The organism is Pigmentiphaga kullae (assembly GCF_004216695.1).
Lineage (GTDB): Bacteria > Pseudomonadota > Gammaproteobacteria > Burkholderiales > Burkholderiaceae_B > Pigmentiphaga > Pigmentiphaga kullae.
On the sequence record NZ_SGXC01000002.1, the window covers coordinates 1,013,079 to 1,032,570 of the forward strand.

The window sequence follows — 19,492 nt, forward strand, 5'->3', positions numbered from 1 at the left end:
GCCGGCAACCTCTTCTATGCTCACCCATCGGCGCGTACTTGCGATGGCCCTGCCCATCGTGCTCGCCAACCTGACCCAGCCCCTGATGTCGGCGGTGGACACCGCCGTGGCGGGCCACCTGCCCGGTCCCGAATACCTGGCGGGCGTGGCGCTGGGGGGCCTGCTCTTCAGTTTCCTTTTCTGGGGCTTCGGCTTCCTGCGCATGGGCACGACGGGGCTCGTCGCGCAGGCCTGGGGCAAGGGCGACGAACAGGCGCTGGCCGCCAGCGTGGTGCGGGCGGTATCCCTTGCGCTGGCCATCGGCCTGGCGCTGCTGGTATTGCAGCGGCCCCTGATCACGCTGGTGCTGGGCCTGCTGGGCGGCAGCGCCGAGGCCACGCGCCAGGCCATGGCCTACTGCTCGGGCCGGATCTGGGCGGCCCCGCTGGCCCTGGTCAACTACGTCGTGCTGGGCTGGCTGCTGGGCTGCCAGCGCGTCCGGATGGCGCTGGCGCTGCAGATCCTCATCAACGTGGTCAACCTGGGCGCCGTGCTGCTGTTCGTGCATGGCTTCGGCCTGGGCGTGGCGGGCATAGGCGCCGCGACCGCGGTGGCCGATGGCGCGGGCACGCTGGCCGGCGGCATCCTGCTGTGGCGCTCGCACCGCGCCGCCTGGCCGCGACTGCGCCTGGCCGTACTGCGCGACGCCGCCGCGATGCGGCGCCTGGTCGGCATCAATTTCCACATCTTCGTGCGCACCGCCTGCCTGCTGGCCAGCATGGGATGGTTCGCCCACCTGGGCGCCACCCAGGGCGACCTGGTCCTGGCCGCCAACGCGCTGCTGCTGAACTTCCTGACCTTCATGGCCTTCGGCCTGGACGGCTTCGCCCATGCGGCCGAGGCGCTGGTGGGCTCCGCCGTGGGAGCGGGCGACCGTCCCGGCCTGCGGCGCGCCGTGCGGCTGTGCATGGGCTGGGCCTTCGGCGGCGCGCTGGCCTACGCCCTGGTCTACCTGGCCGCGGGCCCATGGATAGTAGGCCTGCTGACCGACCAGGCGGCGCTGCGCGAGACCGCGGGCCGCTTCCTGCCCTGGCTGGCGCTGGCGCCCATCGCGTCGGTCGCGGCCTATCTGTACGACGGCATCTTCATCGGCGCCACCCAGACCCGCGCGCTGATGCGCGCCATGCTGGTCTGCGGCCTGGCCTTCCTGGCGCTGTCGCTCGCCTTGCTGCCGCTCCTGGGCAACCATGGACTATGGCTGTCCTTCCTCGCCTTCAACGCCCTGCGCGGCGTGACGCTGCACCTGGCCGCGCCGCGCACGATCTATCGCGAGGTCCGGTCCGCTCCGGCCGCGCGGCTGGATAACGTGTAACAGTTATCCCCGCATCCTGTGGACAAGGCTGGGGACAGCCGCGAAACAGGGCGAACCGACCCGCATCACAGCAGGCTTCGAGGTTCCCCGCCCACGAAATAGGCAGGCTCCCGGCAAGCCCCTTCCCGGCCCCGCCGCCTTGACAACGGCTTGCCGCGCCGATTAAGGTCTCGCCCCTTGCATCGAATTGGTGACTCCATGGTTGTCTGGCTGAAAGTGCCCTTTGCCGAGAAAGACGAAGCCAAGGCGCTCGGGGCCAGATGGTCGCCGGCGCAGAAGAAGTGGTATGTCAAGGACGGCGCCGATGCCGCGCCCTTCCAGCGCTGGCTGGATGCCGACGCGCCCGCGCCCGCGCCATCGCAGCCGGCCGCCGCGCCGCTGCCCACGGGCGACGAGACCCCGCCCGCCGGCGGCGCCATCGTCTATTGCGACGGCGCCTGCCGCGGCAACCCCGGCGGGCCCGGGGGCTGGGGCGCGTGGATCCGCACCACCGAGGCCACTGTGGAGATCTTCGGCGGCTCGCCCGACACCACCAACAACCGCATGGAGTTGACCGCCGCCATCGAGGCGCTGCGCTGGCTGCCCCAGGCCTGCGAGGTAGTCGTCTACACCGACTCGCAGTACGTCGTGAACGGCATGACGCAATGGCGCCACGGCTGGGTGCGCAAGAACTGGAAGGACGTCAAGAACGTCGAGCTGTGGAAGACGCTGATCGCCGAGGCGGACCGGCATCGCGCCACCTTCCGGTGGGTGCGCGGACACAGCGGGCACCTGGGCAACGAACGCGCCGACGCGCTGGCCAACGAAGGGCTGGACCACGCCAGGCGTACCGGCCGCGGCGAAGTGGTGGTGCGCATCGTGGCCGAACACAGCGCCGCCGGATAACGACCCGGCCGGCATCGCCGGAGGTGCCCGGCAGGGCCGACATGTTCTATCCTTGTCGCGTCGACGTTCGCACGTTCACGCCATGCAAGTCGCCCCGCTCGCTCCCGATGAAGAACAACGGCTGTCGCTGCTGCAGGCCCTCGACCTGCTCGACACGCCGCCCGAACCGGCCTTCGACCTGATCACGCGGCTGACGGCGAATGCGATCGGCGTGCCGATCGCGCTGGTCTCCCTGATCGACCGGGATCGCCAGTGGTTCAAGTCCAGGATCGGCATCGAGATCTCCGAGACCCCGCGCGAATATGCCTTCTGCGCCCACTGCATCCTGGGCGGCGAACGCCTGCTCGTGCCCGACGCGACCCAGGACCCGCGCTTCTTCGACAACCCGCTGGTCAGCGGCGCGCCGGGCGTGCGCTTCTATGCCGGCATCCCCCTGCGCAGCATCGACGGGCTGGCCCTGGGCAGCCTGTGCGTGCTGGACACCGTGCCGCGGCAATTGAGCGCCAGCCAGCTCGACCTGCTGAGCGATGCGGCGCAACTGGCCAACCGCGAGCTCACGCAGCGCGAAGCCGCCCTGCGCGTGCGCATCACCACCGAATCCTCGCTCGCGGCCGGACTGGCCGCGCTGGAGAAACAGGTCGAACAGCGCACCCGCGAACTGAGCCACGCGCACGAGCAACTGCAGACCCTGACGGACCATCTGCCGGCCATGATCGGGTACTTCGGGCCCGACCTTCGCTACCGCTTCGTCAACGAAGCCTACCGGGCCGTGGTGGGCAAGGCATCCCGCGACATCATCGGCCATTCGCTGGCCGAGACCTTCGGGCCGGAGAAGGCCCACGAGATCGAACGGCACGTGAAGCGGGCCGTGCGCCGCCACAAACGGGTCTCGTTCGAGATGCCGCTGGCCTTTCCCGACGGCACGATGCACTACGGCGCCGTCACGCTGATCCCCGACATCGTCGAAGACAGGATCGTGGGCTTTCACAGCATCGTGCACGACATCACCGAACGGCGCACGCGCGAACAGGCCACCCGGCTCGAAGCGCGCCGCGACACGCTGACCGGCCTGCCCAATCGCCGCGCGGTCCAGGAGCGCCTGCCCCGGGCCATGGCGTCGACCGACCGGCGCGGCGGCGTGCTGGAAGTGCTGTTCCTGGACCTGGACGGTTTCAAGCAGGTCAACGACACCCTGGGGCACGACCAGGGCGATCTGCTGCTGAAGGAGATCGCGCGGCGCCTGAAGGCCGGCCTGCCCCATGTCGAACTGGTGGCGCGGCTGTCGGGGGACGAGTTCGTCGTGATCGCCCGGGACGACGCGGGCCATGCGCAGGGCGAAACCCTGGCCGGACAGATCCTGGCCGACATCGCCGACCCCATGCAGCTTGCCGGACAGGCGGTCCAGGTCCATGCCAGCCTGGGCATCGCGGTCTACCGCGCGGGGTCCGGCACCAGTCCCACCCACCTTCTGCGCGCGGCCGACATGGCCATGTACGAAGCCAAGCGGGCCGGCAGAAACCGGTACCGCGTCAGCCCCGAAACCGGTTGAGCGCGCCGAGCCCGCCTCAGGCGGGCAGCCGGATCGCCCGGTCCGAAGCGCCCAGGTCCCTGAGCGTATCGACCAGGATCTCCTGGAACTTGGTGATGCCCAGGCTGATGGGCCGGTCGATGCGCCGCACGAGATAGCGCGAGAGAAACAGGCCCTTCACCGGACCGCCGTCGAAGTCCCCGCGCTTGATGTCGGCGCCTATGCCCGAGTACGGAGAGATGTGGGCCCCTATGCCGCGGCGCACGAGATCCTTGATCACCTGGAAGGCGTCGGTTTCCACCGTCACGTTCAGCGTCACGCCCAGGCGCGCGGCCTCGGTCTCGATGTGCTGGCGCGCCAGCTGCGTGCGTCCGGGCTGGATCAGCGGCAGCCCGGCCAACTCCTTCAGCGTGTAGGTCCTGAGCGCATGCCGGCCCTTGAGGCGGCGAGGCATCATCACCCACAGCTCCTCGTCGCACAGGTGCGTGCTGACCAGCAGTGGATTGGCGCCCCCTGCCAACACCGCCAGATCCAGCCTGTCGGCCAGCAGCCGGTCGCGCAACTCGTTGCTCAGGCCTTCGCACAGGTCGAACGTGGCCTGCGGGTACATCTTCTGGAACGCGGCCGCGACCGTGCCGATCACGAAGCCGCCCAGCGAAGGCGGAAAGCCGATCCGCAAGGTGCCGGCCACGGTGGTGCTGGAGGCGATGACATTGGCGCGGACTTCCCGCACCAGGCGAAAGATGGACTCGGCCCCCGACAACAGCCGCATGCCGGCCTCGGTCGGTTCCACGCCGCGGCTGTGGCGGAACAAAAGCTGCACGCCCAGTTCGTCCTCCAGCAGCAGTACCTGCCGTGTCAGCGCGGGCTGCGCGATGTGCAGCGCCACCGAGGCCTTGGTGAAGCTTTTCAATTGCGCGACGCGCACGAAATACCGGAGTTGAACCAGATCCATCGCCTGCCCCGCCCTCGTCTTTCCGCTATCGAATTATTTTATAGCTCGCCCCGAAAAACGGCATTTCTCCTGGGCCGAGACTCCGTCCAGAATGGCCTGCACACGAACAGCACGGAGACACCATGAAACGCCCCCTCATCGCGCCGCGTCTTTTCCTTGCCGCCGCCTCGCTGCTGATCGCGTCCACGGCGGGCGCGCAGGCCTACCCCACCCGGCCGATCAAGATGATCGTGCCCTTCCCCGTGGGCGGCTCCACCGACACCTATGCCCGCCTGGCCGGCAAGCTGCTGGGCGAGGCGCTGGGCCAGCCCGTGATCGTGGACAACCGCGCCGGCGCCACCGGGCTGATCGGCAGCCGGCTGGCCAAGGATGCGCCGGCCGACGGCTATACGCTGCTCTACACCACCAACAGCGCCCACGTCATCGGTCCGCTGCTGCACAAGCAGCACGCCTTCGACCCGGCCGCCGACTTCACGCCCATCACCGAGGCGCTGCGCTTTCCCGCCTACCTGGTGGCCTCGACCAAGCTGCCGGCCAGGACCTTCAAGGAATTCATCGCATTGGCCAAGGCCAGGCCAGGCGCATTGAGCTATGCCAGCGCGGGCACCGGCGGCGGCAGCCACCTGGCCTGCGAACAGATGCTGGATGCGGCGGGCATCAAGGCCCTGCACGTGCCTTATTCGGGCGCGGGACCGGCGCAGACCTCGGTCATCGCCGGGGAAGTGGACTTCCTGTGCGACTCCGTCGGCAACTCGCAGCCCATGGTCCGCGCGGGCAAGATGCGCGGGCTGGCGCTTGCCGCCGCGCAGCGCTCGCCCGCCATTCCCGACATCCCCACCCTGCGCGAGGAAGGCGTGCCGGTGGAGGCCTACGTCTGGCAAGGCGTCTTCGCGCCCAAGGGCTTGCCCACCGATATCCGCGACAAACTGGCGACAGAGATCGCCCGGGTCATGCGCACGCCCGAGATGCAGGCCCGCCTGCAGAAAGACGGCTACGACCTCGTGCTCCAGCCGCCCGGTCAATTCGCCAAGGACCTGGTCGCCGAGCAATCGATGTGGGCCAGGCTGATCGCCGAGAAGAACATCAAGGCCGACTAGCCGCCGGTCCGTACCGCTCCCCTGCACGCAACCACGAATGGACATCGATCATGTTTGAATACTTCGGCGACAACTACACCTGGAATATGGCCGTCAACCTGGCGCTCGGCATGGGCGCCGAGATCGGCGAGATCGACGATGCCTCCGGCCCCGTCAAGGAAGCGTCGCGCCGCGGCGACCCGCGCGCGGCCGAGATCCTGTTCGCCGCCTGGACCGGACTGGCCGACCGCGTCAAGGCGCTGGCGCAGCAGGACCTCCAGCACGACCGCGCCTACAGCGCGGGCCGCAAGTTCAAGCGCGCCGCCATCTACTACGTGCAGGCCGAACGCATGCAGGCGCCGCGCTTCCCCGGCCGGGACGCGGCCTTCCGCGACACCCTGGAATGCTTTCGCCGCTACGTGGAACTGACCGGCCAGCCCGTCGAATGGGTGGACGTGCCTTACCAGGGCACCACCCTGCCGGCCCTGTACGTCCCCGCGCGCGAGACGCCGCCCGGCGGCGCGCCCTGCATGGTGCACTTCGACGGCCTGGACGTGACCAAGGAGATCCTGTACCTGATGGGCATCGGCGACGCCTTGCGCGAACGCGGCGTGTCCGTGCTGCTGGTGGACAACCCCGGCGTGGGCGAAGCCCTGCGCCTGCAGGGCCTGACCAACTTCCCCGAGGCCGAGGTGCCCGCCTCGGCCTGCGTCGATTATCTGGAAACGCGCGACGACGTCGATGCCTCGCGCATAGGCATCATGGCCTTGTCGCTGGGCGGCTATCACGCGCCGCGCGCCGCCGCCTTCGAACCGCGCCTGCGCTGCTGCGTGGCCTGGGGCGCCAACTACGACTGGGGCGCGACCCAGCGCTACCGCCACCAGAGCCAGGACCCGCGGCTACCCGTTCCGCATTACTGGGAACACGCGATGTGGGTGTTCGGACAGACCAGCGTGGAAGGCCTGCTGGCCACGGCGGACCGCATGACGCTGGAGGGCGTGCTGGACCGCATACGCTGCCCCATCCTGGTCACGCACGGCGAGAACGACCGGCAGATCAAGCTGGCCCAGGCCGAACGCCTGGTCGCCGAATGCATCAACAGCCCCAAGGCCGAACTGTTCGTCCATACGCTGCGCGATGGCGGCGCCGAGCATTGCAGCGTCGACAACCTGGCGCTGGGCGTGGACACCATCGCGGACTGGATAGACGCCACCATGCGGGAGCTGAAGCAGCGCCCGCAGGGTTGACGCCGCGCCTAGCCGGCCTTCGCGCCGAACCGGGCCGGCACGACGACGGCACGGTCGTCCGGATCGGCCTCGGAAGACGCCGGCGACTTCTTCGCATGCTTGAGCCGGTAGTCTTCGAGGAACTTGGCGATGCGGCCGATGGCCTCGCGCAGGTCCGCCTCGTGCGGCAGGAACACGATGCGGAAGTGGTCCGGGTGGGGCCAGTTGAACCCCGTGCCCTGTACCAGCATCACGCGCGTGGCTTCCAGCATCTGCAGGAAGAACTGGCGGTCGTCCTCGATGGGATAGACCTCGGGGTCCAGCCGGGGGAACATGTAGAGCGCGGCCTGCGGCTTGACGCAGGTCACGCCCGGAATGGCGGTGATCAGCTCGTAGGCCAGGTCGCGCTGCTGACGCAGCCGGCCGCCTTCGGCGACCAGGTCGTTGATGCTCTGGTAGCCGCCCAGCGCGGTCTGGATCGCCCACTGGCCCGGCACGTTGGCGCACAGCCGCATGTTGGCGAGCATGTTCAGGCCGTCGATGTAGTCGCGGGCGGCGCGCTTGTCGCCCGACACCACCAGCCAGCCCGCGCGATAGCCGCAGGCGCGGTAGCTCTTGGACAGCGAATTGAAGGTCAGCGTCAGCACGTCGGTCGACAGGCTGGCCAGCGCGGTGTGGCGGGCGCCGTCGTACAGCACCTTGTCGTAGACCTCGTCGGCCAGGATGACCAGTCCGTGCTCGCGCGCGATGGCGATGATTTCCCGCAGCACGTGGTCGGGGTAGACCACGCCGGTCGGATTGTTCGGGTTGATGACCACGATCCCCTTGGTGCGCGGGGTGATCTTGGCGCGGATGTCGTCCAGGTCGGGAATCCAGCCCTTGGCCTCGTCGCACAGATAGTGCACGGGCGTGCCGCCCGACAGGCTGGCGACCGCCGTCCACAGCGGATAGTCGGGCGTGGGCAGCAGCAGTTCGTCGCCATCGTCCAGCAGCGCGTTGGTGGCCATCGCGATCAGGTCGGAGGCGCCGTTGCCCAGGTAGATGTCTTCCAGCGTCACGCCCTGCACGCCCTGCGCCTGGGTATAGTGCATGACCGCCTTGCGCGCGGCGAAGATGCCCTTGCTGTCCGAATAGCCCGCCGAGTTCGGCAGGTTGCGGATCATGTCGAGCTGGATTTCCTCGGGCGCGTCGAAACCGAACACGGCCAGGTTGCCGATGTTGAGCTTGATGAGCTTCTGGCCTTCGTCCTCCATCTGCTTGGCTCTATCCATGATGGGGCCGCGGATGTCGTACAGGACGTGAGCCAGCTTGTTCGATTTGTTGATGGGTTTCATGAATGAACGGGTCTTCGTAGGGATTGGAGCAACGACTCGGCCAAGCCACGATACCAGAACACGAGCGTGCCGGCGGCGGAACGGCCCCGCCGGCGTTGCGATGACTTTCCACGGCTTGACTCGATCACTGTATATTTATACAGTATTCTGCCGTAAACCGCCGTTGCCCCATGTCTTCTGCCGGAATCTCCACGCCGCGCGCCAGCACCGCGATCCACCCCCTCCTGTGGCGGGGATCGCAGCTTGCCCGCAACCGCCGCCCCGGCCTGGATACCGGCCATGCCGAGCTTTCCCGCCAGTTGCCCGACGGCGGATGGCCGCTGGGCAGCCTGACCGAATTGCTGCTGCCGCGGCCGGGCATAGGCGAGATCCGCCTGCTGCTGCCGGCGCTGCGGCAATTGCCCGCCCAGCGCAGCATCGTCCTGCTCCACCCGCCCCACCAGCCATCCATCCAGGCCTGGCAGACCCATCGCCTTTCCAGCCGGCAACTGCTGTGGATCGCGCCCGCCCAGGCGGCCGACGCCCTGTGGGCCGCCGAACAAGTCCTCAAGCAGGGGCATTGCGGCGCCCTGCTGTACTGGGCCTCGCGCCCGCCCGTCATCGCCCTGCGCCGGCTGCACCTGGCCGCCCAGGCCGGCGACACCGCCTTCTTCCTGTTCCGCCCCGCCGAATCGGCCCGCCAGGCATCGCCCGCGCCGCTGCGCCTGCTGCTGCATCCCGCCGGCGACCAACTGCGCGTGGACATCCTCAAGCGCCGCGGCCCCGTCCACGACGCCACCCTGCTGGTGCCGCTCGCGCCTTCGCGCGCGGTGGCGGCCACGGGCCCGGTTCCCGATTTTTCCGAGTCTTCCCATGCGCCTGTGGATCAGCGTCTACCTGACCCAGCCCAGCCTCGACGCGCTGAACCCGTCCTGGCTGGATGACGCGGCCGGCCCGCTGGTGGTCCTCGAACACGAGACGGTGGTGGCCGTGACGCCGACCGCCGCGCAACTGGGCGTGCGGCCGGGCATGCGCAAGAAAGGCGCCGGCGCCCTCGCCCCGCATGCCGCGTTCGTTCCCCGGGATGCCGGGCGCGAACGGCAGTTGCTCGATGCCGCCGCGCTGGCCATGCTGCAATACACGCCCGAGGTCGCGCCCGGCCCCGACGCCAGCCTGCTGCTGGACGTCGGCGCCAGCCTGCGCGCCTTCGGCGGCCCCCTGGCGCTGTGCCGGCGCATCCGGTGCACGCTGGAACAATTGGGCTGCCGGGCCCGCATCGGCATGGGGCCGACCGCCCATGGCGCCTGGCTGCTCGCGGCACAGGCCACGCCCGGCCCGCGCCGTGTCCTGCGGCCCGACCGGCTGCTGCGCCGGATGGCCCCCTTGCCCTGCCTGCTACTGCCCCCGGCGCGACCGCACCAGGCCTGGCTGGACGGCATAGGGTGCCGTACCCTCGCCGCCCTGATGCGGCTGCCCCGCGCCGGCCTGCAAAAGCGCTGCGGCCACGCCCTGCCGCACATGCTCGACCAGGCCCGCGGCCAGGCGCCCGAATTGTTCGACTGGATCCGCGCGCCGCTCCGATTTTCCGCGCGCCTGGAACCGATAGCCCGCCTGGAGCACACCGCCGCCGTCATGATCGTGGCCCGGCGCCTCGTCCAGCAACTCGTGGGATGGCTGGGCGCCACGCATACGGCGGCCAGCGCGCTCGTCCTCCTGCTGGAGCACGAGCGCGGCCGCCACGCCCGGCCGCCCACGCGGCTGACCGTGGCCCTGGCCCGGCCCGGCTGGCAGGCCGACCACCTGCTGCGCCTGCTCAAGGAACATCTCGAACGCCTGACGCTGGAAGCGCCGGCCATCGCCGTGGCCCTGCACGCCGACCAGCTCGTCTCCCGCGCCGCGCCCTCCGAGGCCTTGTTCACCGATCCCGGCGGCACCCCCGCCGACCACGACCGCCTGCTGGAACTGCTGACGGCGCGGCTGGGCGCGGACCGCGTGCTGGCCGCCCGGCCCCGCGCCGACCACCGGCCGGAAGCCGCCAACCGCTGGCAGCCGGCCTTGTCGGCGTCTCGCCCAGGCCAGCAGGACACGGCCCCCGAAGCCGAACGCCCGCTATGGCTGCTCGCGCAACCCATCGCCCTGGTGCTGCGCAACCACCGGCCCTACTACGGCACCCCGCTGCGCCTGCTGCGCGGCCCCGAACGCCTGGAAAGCGGCTGGTGGGACGGCGCCCCCGTCTCGCGCGACTACTTCGTGGCCGAAAGCGAAGACGGCATCCGCTACTGGCTCTACCTGGACCAGGCGCTGGACGAGCCGCGCTGGTATCTGCACGGGCTCTACGCCTGAATCGCCATGTCATCGCCCCCGCCCTCGATCCCTTCCCTGCCCGGCTATGCCGAACTGCAATGCCTGACGAACTTCACCTTCCTGCGCGGCGCCTCCTGGCCCGGAGAACTGGTCGAACGCGCCGCCGAACTGGGCTACACGGCCCTGGCCATCACCGACGAATGCTCGCTGGCCGGCATCGTGCGCGCGCACGAGGAAGCGAAGAAGCACAAACTGCGGCTGATCCTGGGCAGCCAGTTCCGGCTCGACGCCCAGAACGGCATTCCGCCCATGGATCTGATCCTGTTGGCCACCAACAAGGAAGGCTATGGCAACCTGTCGGAACTGATCACCTACGCCCGCATGCGCGCCGCCAAGGGCAGCTATCGCCTGCTGCCCGGCGATCTTTCCCATCCCGAGGCCGGGCATGAGCATTTGCGCGGCGCGCCGGACTGCCTGGCCATCCTCGCGCCCGCCCATGGCGTTGCCCGCGACGTTCTTGCCGAACAGGCCGGCTGGCTGGCGCGGACCTTTCCGGAGCGGTGCTGGATGGGCTTGTCGCTGCTCAATCGCGCCGGCGACGGCGCCCACCGCCAGGCCGTCGAAGACGCCGCCCGCACGATGGACCTGCCTGTCGTGCCCCTGGGCCAGGTCGAAATGCACGTCCGCTCGCGCAAGCCCCTGCACGACACGCTGTGCGGCATCCGCCTGCGCCAGTCCGTAGCCGAATGCGGCTATGCGCTGGTGCCGAATGCCGAACAGCACCTGCGCGCGCGCGTGCACCTGGCGCAGGTCTATGGTTCGGAACTCATGCGGGAAAGCCTGCGCGTGGCCCGGCTGTGCACCTTCAACCTCAAGGAACTGGAGTACGAATACCCCGAGGAACTGGTGCCGGCCGGCGCCACGCCCGCCACCTACCTGCGCGACGAGACCTATGCCGGCGCCAACAGGCGTTTCCCCGAAGGCATTCCCGACAAGATTCGCGATCAGCTCGAAAAAGAGCTCGAACTGATCAGCGAACTCCAGTACGAGGCCTACTTCCTTACCGTCCACGACCTGGTCAGATTCGCCAAGGACCGCCGCATCCTCTGCCAGGGACGCGGATCGGCCGCCAACTCCGCGGTCTGCTTCTGCCTGGGCATCACCGTGGTCCCGCCCGACGACAACTCGCTGTTCGGACGCTTCATCAGCAAGGAACGCAACGAACCGCCGGACATCGACATCGACTTCGAACACCAGCGGCGCGAAGAAGTCATCCAGTACGTCTACGAAAAATACGGACGGCGCCGCGCCGCGCTGACCGCCGTCGTCATCAGCTACCGGTCGCGCAGCGCGCTGCGCGACGTGGGGCGCGCGCTGGGCATGGACCTGGCCCTGGTCGATCGCGTCGCCAAGGCCCACCAATGGTGGGACGGCAGGAAGAACCTGCTGAACCGCTTCGCGGAATGCGGGCTTGCCGCCGACTCGCCCGCGGCGCAGCTCTGGGCCAGGCTGACCGAGCAACTGCTGGATTTTCCGCGCCACCTTTCCCAGCATCCCGGGGGCTTCGTCATGTCGCGCGGGCCGCTGTCGCGTCTGGTGCCCATCGAGAACGCCGCCATGCCGGACCGCAGCGTCGTGCAATGGGACAAGGACGACCTGGATGCCGTCGGCCTGCTCAAGGTCGACGTGCTGGCCCTGGGCATGCTGACGGCGCTGCGGCGCGCCCTGGAATTCGCCAGCCAGCGGCAACGGAAACTGCTCGACCTCTACAGCATTCCACCGGACGACGCCAAGACCTACGACATGATCTGCCAGGCCGACACCATAGGCGTCTTCCAGATCGAGTCGCGCGCGCAGATGAGCATGCTGCCCCGCCTGCAGCCACGCAATCTGTACGACCTCACGATACAGGTCGCCATCGTCCGGCCCGGCCCCATCCAGGGCGGCATGGTCCACCCCTTCCTGAAACAGCGCGAACAGGCACGGCTGCACGGTCCCGCCCGGATTCCGTATCCCAGCCCCAAGGTCCGCAAGGCACTGGCCCGCACCTACGGCGTGCCCATCTTCCAGGAACAGGTCATGCAGATCGCCATGTACGCCGCCGGCTACAGCGAAGGCCAGGCCGACGAACTGCGGCGCTCCATGGCGGCCTGGCGGCGCAAGGGCGACCTGGCGCAGCATTACGAACGCATCGTCACCGGCATGCTGATCCACGGCTACGACCGCGTCTTCGCCGACTCCATCTGCCGCCAGATCCAGGGCTTCGGCGAATACGGCTTTCCCGAATCGCATGCCGCCAGCTTCGCGCAACTGGCCTACTCCAGCTCCTGGCTCAAGCGGCACGAACCGGAGGCCTTCCTGGCCGCCCTGCTCAACAGCCAGCCCATGGGGTTTTATTCGCCTTACCAGTTGATCCAGGATGCGCAGCGCCATGGCGTGGCCGTCCTGCCCGCCGACGTGCTGGCCAGCGATTGGGAGGCCACCCTGGAAGCCACCGGCGGTGAACGCCCCGCCGTGCGGCTCGGGCTGAACCAGGTCCAGGGCTTGTCGGAAGAAGCCGGCCGGCGCATCCAGGCCGCGCGCGAACACCGGCCTTTCGCCGACGCCACCGACCTGGGCCGGCGCGCCGACCTCGACCGGCATGCCTTGCAGGCCCTGGCCGCGGCCGACACGCTGCGCCACCTGTCCGGCCACCGGCGCGCGGCGCTCTGGGAAGCCACCGACAGCGTGCCCCAGCGCGATCTATTGCGCGACGCCATGGTGTACGAACAGGCGCCGCTGCTCGACGTTCCCAACGAGGCCGACGACATCCGCGCCGACTACGAATCCCTGAAACTGACCCTGCGGCGCCATCCCATGGCGCTACTGCGCGATCGCTTGACGCGGCGCGGCTTCGCCTCCGCCGAAGCCCTGCACACCTACCCCGACCGCCGCCTGGCGCGCGCCTGCGGCATCGTCACCGTGCGCCAGCGCCCAGGCACCGCCAAGGGCGCGGTCTTCGTCACGCTGGAAGACGAAACCGGGCAGGTCAACGTCATCGTCTGGCCGGGGCTGGTCGAACGCCAGCGCAGGGAACTGGTGGGGGCGCCGCTGCTGGGGGTGTATGGGACGTGGCAATCGCATCAGAATGTGCGGCATCTGCTGGCGAAGAGGCTGGTGGATTTGACGCCGTTATTGGGGAGTTTGGTTGTGTCGAGTCGGGATTTTCATTGAGAGTCGGGTTGGGGGGAATTGCTCTCGCAAGCCCTGGGCGAATGTAGGCGTGTCGAGGTTTGCTTTCGACCCACTGCCGTCATTCGAGCCTCCACAACGACAACGTCTGTCCTCAGGTAACCGCCGCTCGTTCGTGCCGGGATGCCTGCTGCGTATCGGCTAAAGCAGTCACTCGCGATCAGCCTCGATCGTTGGCTCGCGAATGTCCGCCTGCGCATGTACCAAACCGCCAGATCTTGGCCATCGAACGCACGATTACCCTCCTCACGAAAGTTGCTTCGGTAGACTCGCAAGAGCGCTTGGTATTATGACTGGCTGGAATTCCTACTGCGGACTGTCTTTGGACGGCTACACGAGAGCAATATTTCCTCCTTTTGCCAAACGCACCAGACGGAAAACCGCTAGGGTCTCCGAAGATCTCAACGGACCGGCTTTTTCACGCTGCACCTCGACTGTGCTTGGTTAAACCAACAAATGACTGCCGCACCGCACGTTAACAATCCAGCGCCATTGCGCCAAAATCCATGAGCCGTTTTAATCCGAATCATCTGAATGCAGCGCAGGTATTTCAGGCCGCACAGGATTTCAAACATCAATGCCTGATTAATCAGCAATCGCTCTTTCTACCTAACCAGGAGATCTGGACAGCGCCCCATTTCCAGAGTCTGACCACAAACTTCGTGGATCAGCCGGATACGGGAGGCGGCACGTTCTATCAAAAGCTCGAATTGCAGTTGGCCACATGCACGCCCTTAGACATCGCGCTGATGACCGAGATATTCTGGATTGTCCAGCTTCCCGCGACGAATCTGCGGCCGCCAAAAAAATTGAAACGGCTCGAAGAGATATGGAATATCAAGCCCGCAGCGCCCTTTCCCGTTCAGTCAAATTTTCTTGATAAACCAGTGCTTTCGGGGCTAGGGAGCGCGGGCCCCGGATACAACCAGTACTTTCCATCCGAGATGGCGTTCGCAGTTCAGGCCTTCGCCGCACTCGTCGCCATGGCGCCGTCCGCGCGTACGGCACTATTGAATGGCAGCGGATTCGACTTCGCGGAGTGGCTGCATTCCATTCCGTCAGGTAAGGGCAGACAGCTTTATCACACGCTGTGTCACGTGCTGTTTCCAGACTCGTTCGAGCGGATGTTCAGCCAGAACAACAAGAACAAGGTGATGCGGGGGCACAAGATCTGGACAAAGGCGATGGTTGGCAATCGCCCGTTGCAAGATGCTGCGCTGCTGGATTTGCGCAGCAAGCTGGAGATCCAGTTCCCCGGCGCAGTTGACTACTACAGCGAGCCGATAGGTACGCTTTTGAAGAAGAAGCCCGAAGGCGAAGACGAGCCCGAAGGCGACGATGAGGAAAGCGATAGCACTCCGCCACCTCTTCGAGTTTCTGACAACGTAATCTTCTATGGGCCGCCCGGAACCGGAAAGACATACCAGATGCAGGAACGCATGCGCGAAGCTTTCGAAGCAGGTGAGGACTTCACGTTTGTATCGTTCCACCCGAGTTACTCATATGAAGAGTTCGTCGGCGGATTGAGGCCGACTGCCGCGCCGGACGGCAACGGGATCGCCGTGACCTATGAAAAAGGCCCGTTCCGGAAGCTCTGCGAACAGGCTCACGCAGACCCGAGCCGACGCTTCACGCTCTTCATCGACGAGATCAACCGCGCGAACGTGGCCAAGGTCTTCGGCGAACTCATCACGTTGATTGAACCGTCCAAGCGCGTGAGGGCGGGAAGTGAACCGAACGATGGCGATGGGACTTGGGTTAGGCTGCCGGGCTCAAGGGACGAAGATTTCGGCGTGCCCGACAACCTCGACATCGTTGCATCCATGAACACGGCGGATCGATCCGTAGCCACGATGGACGTTGCGTTACGGAGACGCTTTCGTTTCGTGGAGTGCCCGCCGCAGCCCGAACTCATCAGCAATTCTCCAGCCCTCGGCCCGATCGATCTCCGCAAGCTTATGACGCGGCTTAACGACCGGCTAGAGTTCATGCTCGACCGCAACCATGCTATCGGTCACGCGACGTTCATGTTCATTGACGGCTTGCCTGAATTGCGGAGGCGGCTCGCCGAGCGCGTTATTCCGCAGTTGCAGGAATACTTTTTCGACGACATGGAAAAGGTGCGCCTGGCATTGACGGGACGTGACACGTCGAGCGTTTTCTTCCTCGAGCGAAAGCTCACGTCGGCCATGCTCTTTCCAGGCGGCGCACATCTCGTCGGGAGCGCGCCGCGCGTGTCGCTTGCTGTGGGCAATCCGTCCTCGTGGACCGAGGCGGATATCGTCAAGTTGTACGACGACGGCACGGCGATTGCGCCGGATATGCCAGACGAATCGGCAACATTCTGACGCGAGACCAGGACCAGCATGCAAGTCCTACGCACCGTGACGGCGGTCGAGTACGCGCTTATTCCCGTGATGGAAGATGCTGCGTCCGCCGCTGCGAATGATCGATCGGCGTCCGTCGCCGCGTATCTCACTTCGCACGAGGCCGAAGCACTGCTCAAGATCAACGATCGGCACCCTGGGTTCTGTCAGCGGGCCGTGGGCGGCGTTAAGCTCGCACAGCATTGCGGCATCGTCAGGGTCGCGTCGTGTGTACTAGAGATCTTGCCCAAGGTCGGCATCTCGACCCACGGCGACGACGCATCGCGAGGGCGCGCTGCGCTGCTGTCCATGCTACATCACGCGGGAAAGCTGAAGGTTTCGGCGATGGGCAGCGCGCAGCAGGGCGCGGTGCGCGCGCCGCTTCTAGAAATATTCATCCAGGAGTTTCTGCTCTGCGTGCTCGCCGTCGCACAGTCGGGACTCGTCAGCCGCTATGTTCCAGAATCCGGAGACCTTACCGTGGTGAGAGGGCGCTTTCACGCGGAAGGACAATTACGGCACAACCTCGCGCGACCTCACCTACTTCATTGCGAGTATGACGAGTTCACTGTCGACAATCAGTACAACCGCATCATTCGTGCGGCGCTCGATGCATGTCGCCATTGGGCAAAGCTCGCGTCGACGCAGCGGCTGTGGTTCGAATTGCACTCCCGCCTGACGGGTGTCGCGCAGATTCGTCTGACGTCCACAGATGTGCGACGGCTGCGCTACGACCGCCAGACCTTGCGTTATCGTGCCGTCATGCAATGGTGCGAATGGCTGCTTGAGTTGGCGAGCCCGGACCTACGTGCCGGAAGCGCGGCCGCGCCCGCGCTGCTTTTCGACATGAACAAGCTTTTCGAAGACTATGTGTGCCACCGGGAAGAGTTGAAGGAGGCGGAGACGGCAGGCATCGTCATTCGCCAGGGTCCTCAACTCGCGCTCATCAAGCAAGACAGGCAGTCCCTCTTCACACTCAAGCCGGATGTAACCGTCTGGAAGAAGATTTCCGCAGACGCGCCTTTCTCGCTCGACCGGATCGTCGATGCGAAATGGAAGTCACTCAATCCCAGCTTCGACGACTGGGGTGTCGACGAAGCGGACGTATATCAGTTGCTCGCGTATTCCAAGCGGTATCGTTGCACGCGCCTTGAACTCGTCTATCCTCGGCCCGTCGACCTGCATGAAGGATGCGCGCCGCCGGTTTTCCGCATCGACGACGGCGAAACCGGCCGCGTCACCACGATCACGATTTCGATGGCACCGCTTATATGAAATGAAGTTGAGGTTTTGCGCCGACGCAAGGATACTTTGGGTGCGCGAGCGCAATCCTCTCGGTAAAGCGTGTTTAGCGGCCCGTCCCACTTCGCATGTCGACGGCGACCAATGAATCGATTTACGCGCCACTTCATCAGTCGCTGTGCATGGACATTCACTGGTCGGAGGAATTGATTCCTTAAAGGGTTAACGAACTTGCCCAAAAAGAGTCTCTGATCCCTAGCGTTCGACCAGAGCCTTCACGTCGATTGGTTGTATATCCACAAAAAACTACCTTAGCTAGAACGCAGCAGACTTTCTGACGCTGATGCGCTGAGGTTTATCAATGGCGTGCAGCAAGGGCGCTTGCATGCGTCCTACTAGCAACTGCTTTGTGCCGACGAGCGTCATATCGATTAATTCACCCGTAAACGGTCACTCAGTCTGGCGGTGATGACATGTCAAATGACCGCAGTAGCCGATGTCCGATCCGGTAAGTTTCGAAATGAGCGCCGGCTGGCTAGCGAAGCAGCCGATTGAATGTCGGCCCCGGGGGGCTGGCGGAAGGCAGAAATTGGCCGAAAGCGGTCATTCAATTCACTCAAAAGCACGCTGTATCTGATTGATCAGGGCTGCAAGTTCCGGGTTATCGCTCCACATGTCGAATTCCCGAGTGGCAATCAGTCCCATTGTGAGCGGCCCCTGTTTTGGCTCCGACGATTCGCCGGAAATCTGGGCACGGCACCACATCAATTGCCGATGAATGCTCTGTACATTTTGCCATCCGGGAGTCACCAGAGGCCCGATAGCTGATAGAGCTGCATCGATCTTGAGTAAGAGTTCTGTGTTCGTCATGACCAAGAAGTCCACGTGCTATAAGACGTAGCTAACGTTGATGCACGCGGCAATGTTCCTCGCCTAGTTTGTAATGTTCTCGCGTATCGATTTGGAGTCTTTCGGCTCCCAGTACCCGCCACTGCCGTGATACGTTTCGGCGTGCAGCCAAAATATCTCATCGCAATGCAGACAGCGAAAGTGGTATTCGATGTAGTCGTCCCACGCGGCTCCCTTCGCGAGTTCGATAAACGAGACGGAGACACAAGGACTGTCGGGAACTACTTCACCGAGTGTTCCGTCGGCGATATTCTCCGCGCCGATTTGTATCGCTTTGCGTAGCTCATGAGGATGTCTGACTGCATAGCGAATGCAAAGGTCCTTACATCGTGCACATGCCACAAAAGACTCCGTGAGGTTTTCGCTGCGTTTTGCAGAAATTTCGGTTGGTATCGGCGAGTGCGGCGAACAGGATTGTCCACGATCAGCGCGGCAGTGTCGAATGCTCGTTCATGGCCGATAGCCCCCCAGGACGGCACCGATCGCGTTCGAGAAATTGAACGCGCTATGGCTAACGCTGCGGCCAATGCCGAGCCTCACCGGCGACGTCCATCAAACTTGTTTGCAATGCTAGAACCAGAGCGAAACCAGTCCCGAGAAACAACACGACGACGGTAGCAGCTTTGGATCTGGCGAAAACGGAAAACGCTCCGAGAACCTGGCGCCCCTATTGTGAAGCCTGGTCGTCTCGAACCGGAATTTCCATTGACAACCGGACCGGATGGAATTGCTCCCGCAAGCCCTGGGCGAACTTCAGGGCGAGCCGTGAACGCGCACGATCCTTCGGAAAAATCAGGCACAGGCTAAATTCGATGTGCGGGCGGAAAGGACGAAACTCGACGTCGGGCAACTGGTACTGATGCACCGTCGCCAGATCGACCAACCCGATGCCCACGCCCTTTGCCACCATCAGGCACGCGGCCTGCGAGGAGTTGACCTCCACCGCCACATTGGGCATCGACAACCCATGCGCCCCGTATGCGGCCTGGATCGCCTTGCCGATCCGGGTCGTGGGGCCGGTAGCAACGACGATTCCCTTGGCAAGCTCCTGCGCGGTCACCTCTTTTTACTTGGCCAGGCGCGACCGCCGCGGCACGGCGCACACT

Annotated in this window: 14 protein-coding genes and 1 pseudogene; 11 read left to right on the forward strand and 4 right to left on the reverse strand. The window is 65.7% G+C overall.

Annotated features, from left to right (window positions below; genetic code table 11):
* Positions 1–16 precede the first annotated feature (16 nt).
* From EV675_RS19100 to EV675_RS19110, 4 genes and pseudogenes are all read left to right on the forward strand, one after another.
* Positions 17–1,351, forward strand: a complete 1,335-nt coding sequence (locus tag EV675_RS19100) for an MATE family efflux transporter (RefSeq protein ID WP_130358784.1) — start codon at positions 17–19, stop codon at positions 1,349–1,351.
* A gap of 198 nt (positions 1,352–1,549) precedes the next feature.
* Positions 1,550–1,669: pseudogene (locus EV675_RS30200) on the forward strand (DUF5710 domain-containing protein); the annotation flags it as partial.
* A 60-nt stretch (positions 1,670–1,729) separates the two neighbouring features.
* The gene (gene rnhA / locus EV675_RS19105) at positions 1,730–2,236 is read left to right on the forward strand and encodes a ribonuclease HI (RefSeq protein WP_423213235.1); all 507 of its coding nucleotides are present in this window, start codon (positions 1,730–1,732) and stop codon (positions 2,234–2,236) included.
* A gap of 82 nt (positions 2,237–2,318) precedes the next feature.
* Complete coding sequence (locus EV675_RS19110) at positions 2,319–3,785, forward strand: diguanylate cyclase domain-containing protein (RefSeq protein WP_130358788.1); 1,467 nt, start codon at positions 2,319–2,321, stop codon at positions 3,783–3,785.
* 16 nt (positions 3,786–3,801) lie between these two features.
* Here the strand turns inward: EV675_RS19110 and EV675_RS19115 are convergent, their stop codons facing one another.
* Complete coding sequence (locus tag EV675_RS19115) at positions 3,802–4,719, reverse strand: LysR family transcriptional regulator (RefSeq protein ID WP_130358790.1); 918 nt, start codon at positions 4,717–4,719, stop codon at positions 3,802–3,804.
* A gap of 122 nt (positions 4,720–4,841) precedes the next feature.
* Here EV675_RS19115 and EV675_RS19120 point away from each other — a divergent pair, with 122 nt between their 5' ends.
* Positions 4,842–5,816, forward strand: coding sequence for a Bug family tripartite tricarboxylate transporter substrate binding protein (locus tag EV675_RS19120; RefSeq protein WP_130358792.1), 975 nt, complete (start codon positions 4,842–4,844; stop codon positions 5,814–5,816).
* A 50-nt stretch (positions 5,817–5,866) separates the two neighbouring features.
* A complete protein-coding gene (locus EV675_RS19125; RefSeq protein WP_130358794.1) occupies positions 5,867–7,042 on the forward strand; it encodes an alpha/beta hydrolase family protein in 1,176 nt (391 codons plus the stop codon).
* Between the two features lie 8 nt (positions 7,043–7,050).
* On the opposite strand, the gene EV675_RS19130 is transcribed toward EV675_RS19125, so the two are convergent.
* On the reverse strand, positions 7,051–8,355 hold the full coding sequence (locus EV675_RS19130; protein ID WP_130358796.1) for a pyridoxal phosphate-dependent aminotransferase: 1,305 nt from the start codon (positions 8,353–8,355) through the stop codon (positions 7,051–7,053).
* A gap of 170 nt (positions 8,356–8,525) precedes the next feature.
* Between EV675_RS19130 and imuA the strand changes: the two genes are divergently transcribed.
* The 5 genes from imuA to EV675_RS19155 all read left to right on the forward strand — a co-directional run bounded on the left by imuA (position 8,526) and on the right by EV675_RS19155 (position 17,510).
* Entirely contained in the window at positions 8,526–9,278 is a 753-nt protein-coding gene (gene imuA, locus EV675_RS19135) for a translesion DNA synthesis-associated protein ImuA (RefSeq protein ID WP_130358798.1), read from the forward strand.
* A complete protein-coding gene (locus tag EV675_RS19140) occupies positions 9,208–10,677 on the forward strand; it encodes a Y-family DNA polymerase (protein ID WP_130358800.1) in 1,470 nt (489 codons plus the stop codon). Before imuA ends, EV675_RS19140 begins: the two co-directional genes overlap by 71 nt.
* A gap of 6 nt (positions 10,678–10,683) precedes the next feature.
* Entirely contained in the window at positions 10,684–13,851 is a 3,168-nt protein-coding gene (locus EV675_RS19145) for an error-prone DNA polymerase (RefSeq protein ID WP_130358802.1), read from the forward strand.
* A gap of 524 nt (positions 13,852–14,375) precedes the next feature.
* The gene (locus EV675_RS19150; RefSeq protein WP_130358804.1) at positions 14,376–16,217 is read left to right on the forward strand and encodes an McrB family protein; all 1,842 of its coding nucleotides are present in this window, start codon (positions 14,376–14,378) and stop codon (positions 16,215–16,217) included.
* 18 nt (positions 16,218–16,235) lie between these two features.
* Positions 16,236–17,510, forward strand: a complete 1,275-nt coding sequence (locus EV675_RS19155; RefSeq protein ID WP_130358806.1) for an McrC family protein — start codon at positions 16,236–16,238, stop codon at positions 17,508–17,510.
* A 579-nt stretch (positions 17,511–18,089) separates the two neighbouring features.
* Here EV675_RS19155 and EV675_RS19160 read toward each other — a convergent pair.
* Both EV675_RS19160 and EV675_RS19170 read right to left on the reverse strand, forming a co-directional pair.
* Positions 18,090–18,347 (reverse strand): immunity protein Tsi6 family protein, encoded by a 258-nt coding sequence (locus tag EV675_RS19160; RefSeq protein ID WP_130358808.1) that lies wholly within the window; start codon positions 18,345–18,347, stop codon positions 18,090–18,092.
* 706 nt (positions 18,348–19,053) lie between these two features.
* The gene (locus EV675_RS19170) at positions 19,054–19,446 is read right to left on the reverse strand and encodes a LysR substrate-binding domain-containing protein (protein WP_130358812.1); all 393 of its coding nucleotides are present in this window, start codon (positions 19,444–19,446) and stop codon (positions 19,054–19,056) included.
* Positions 19,447–19,492 lie beyond the last annotated feature (46 nt).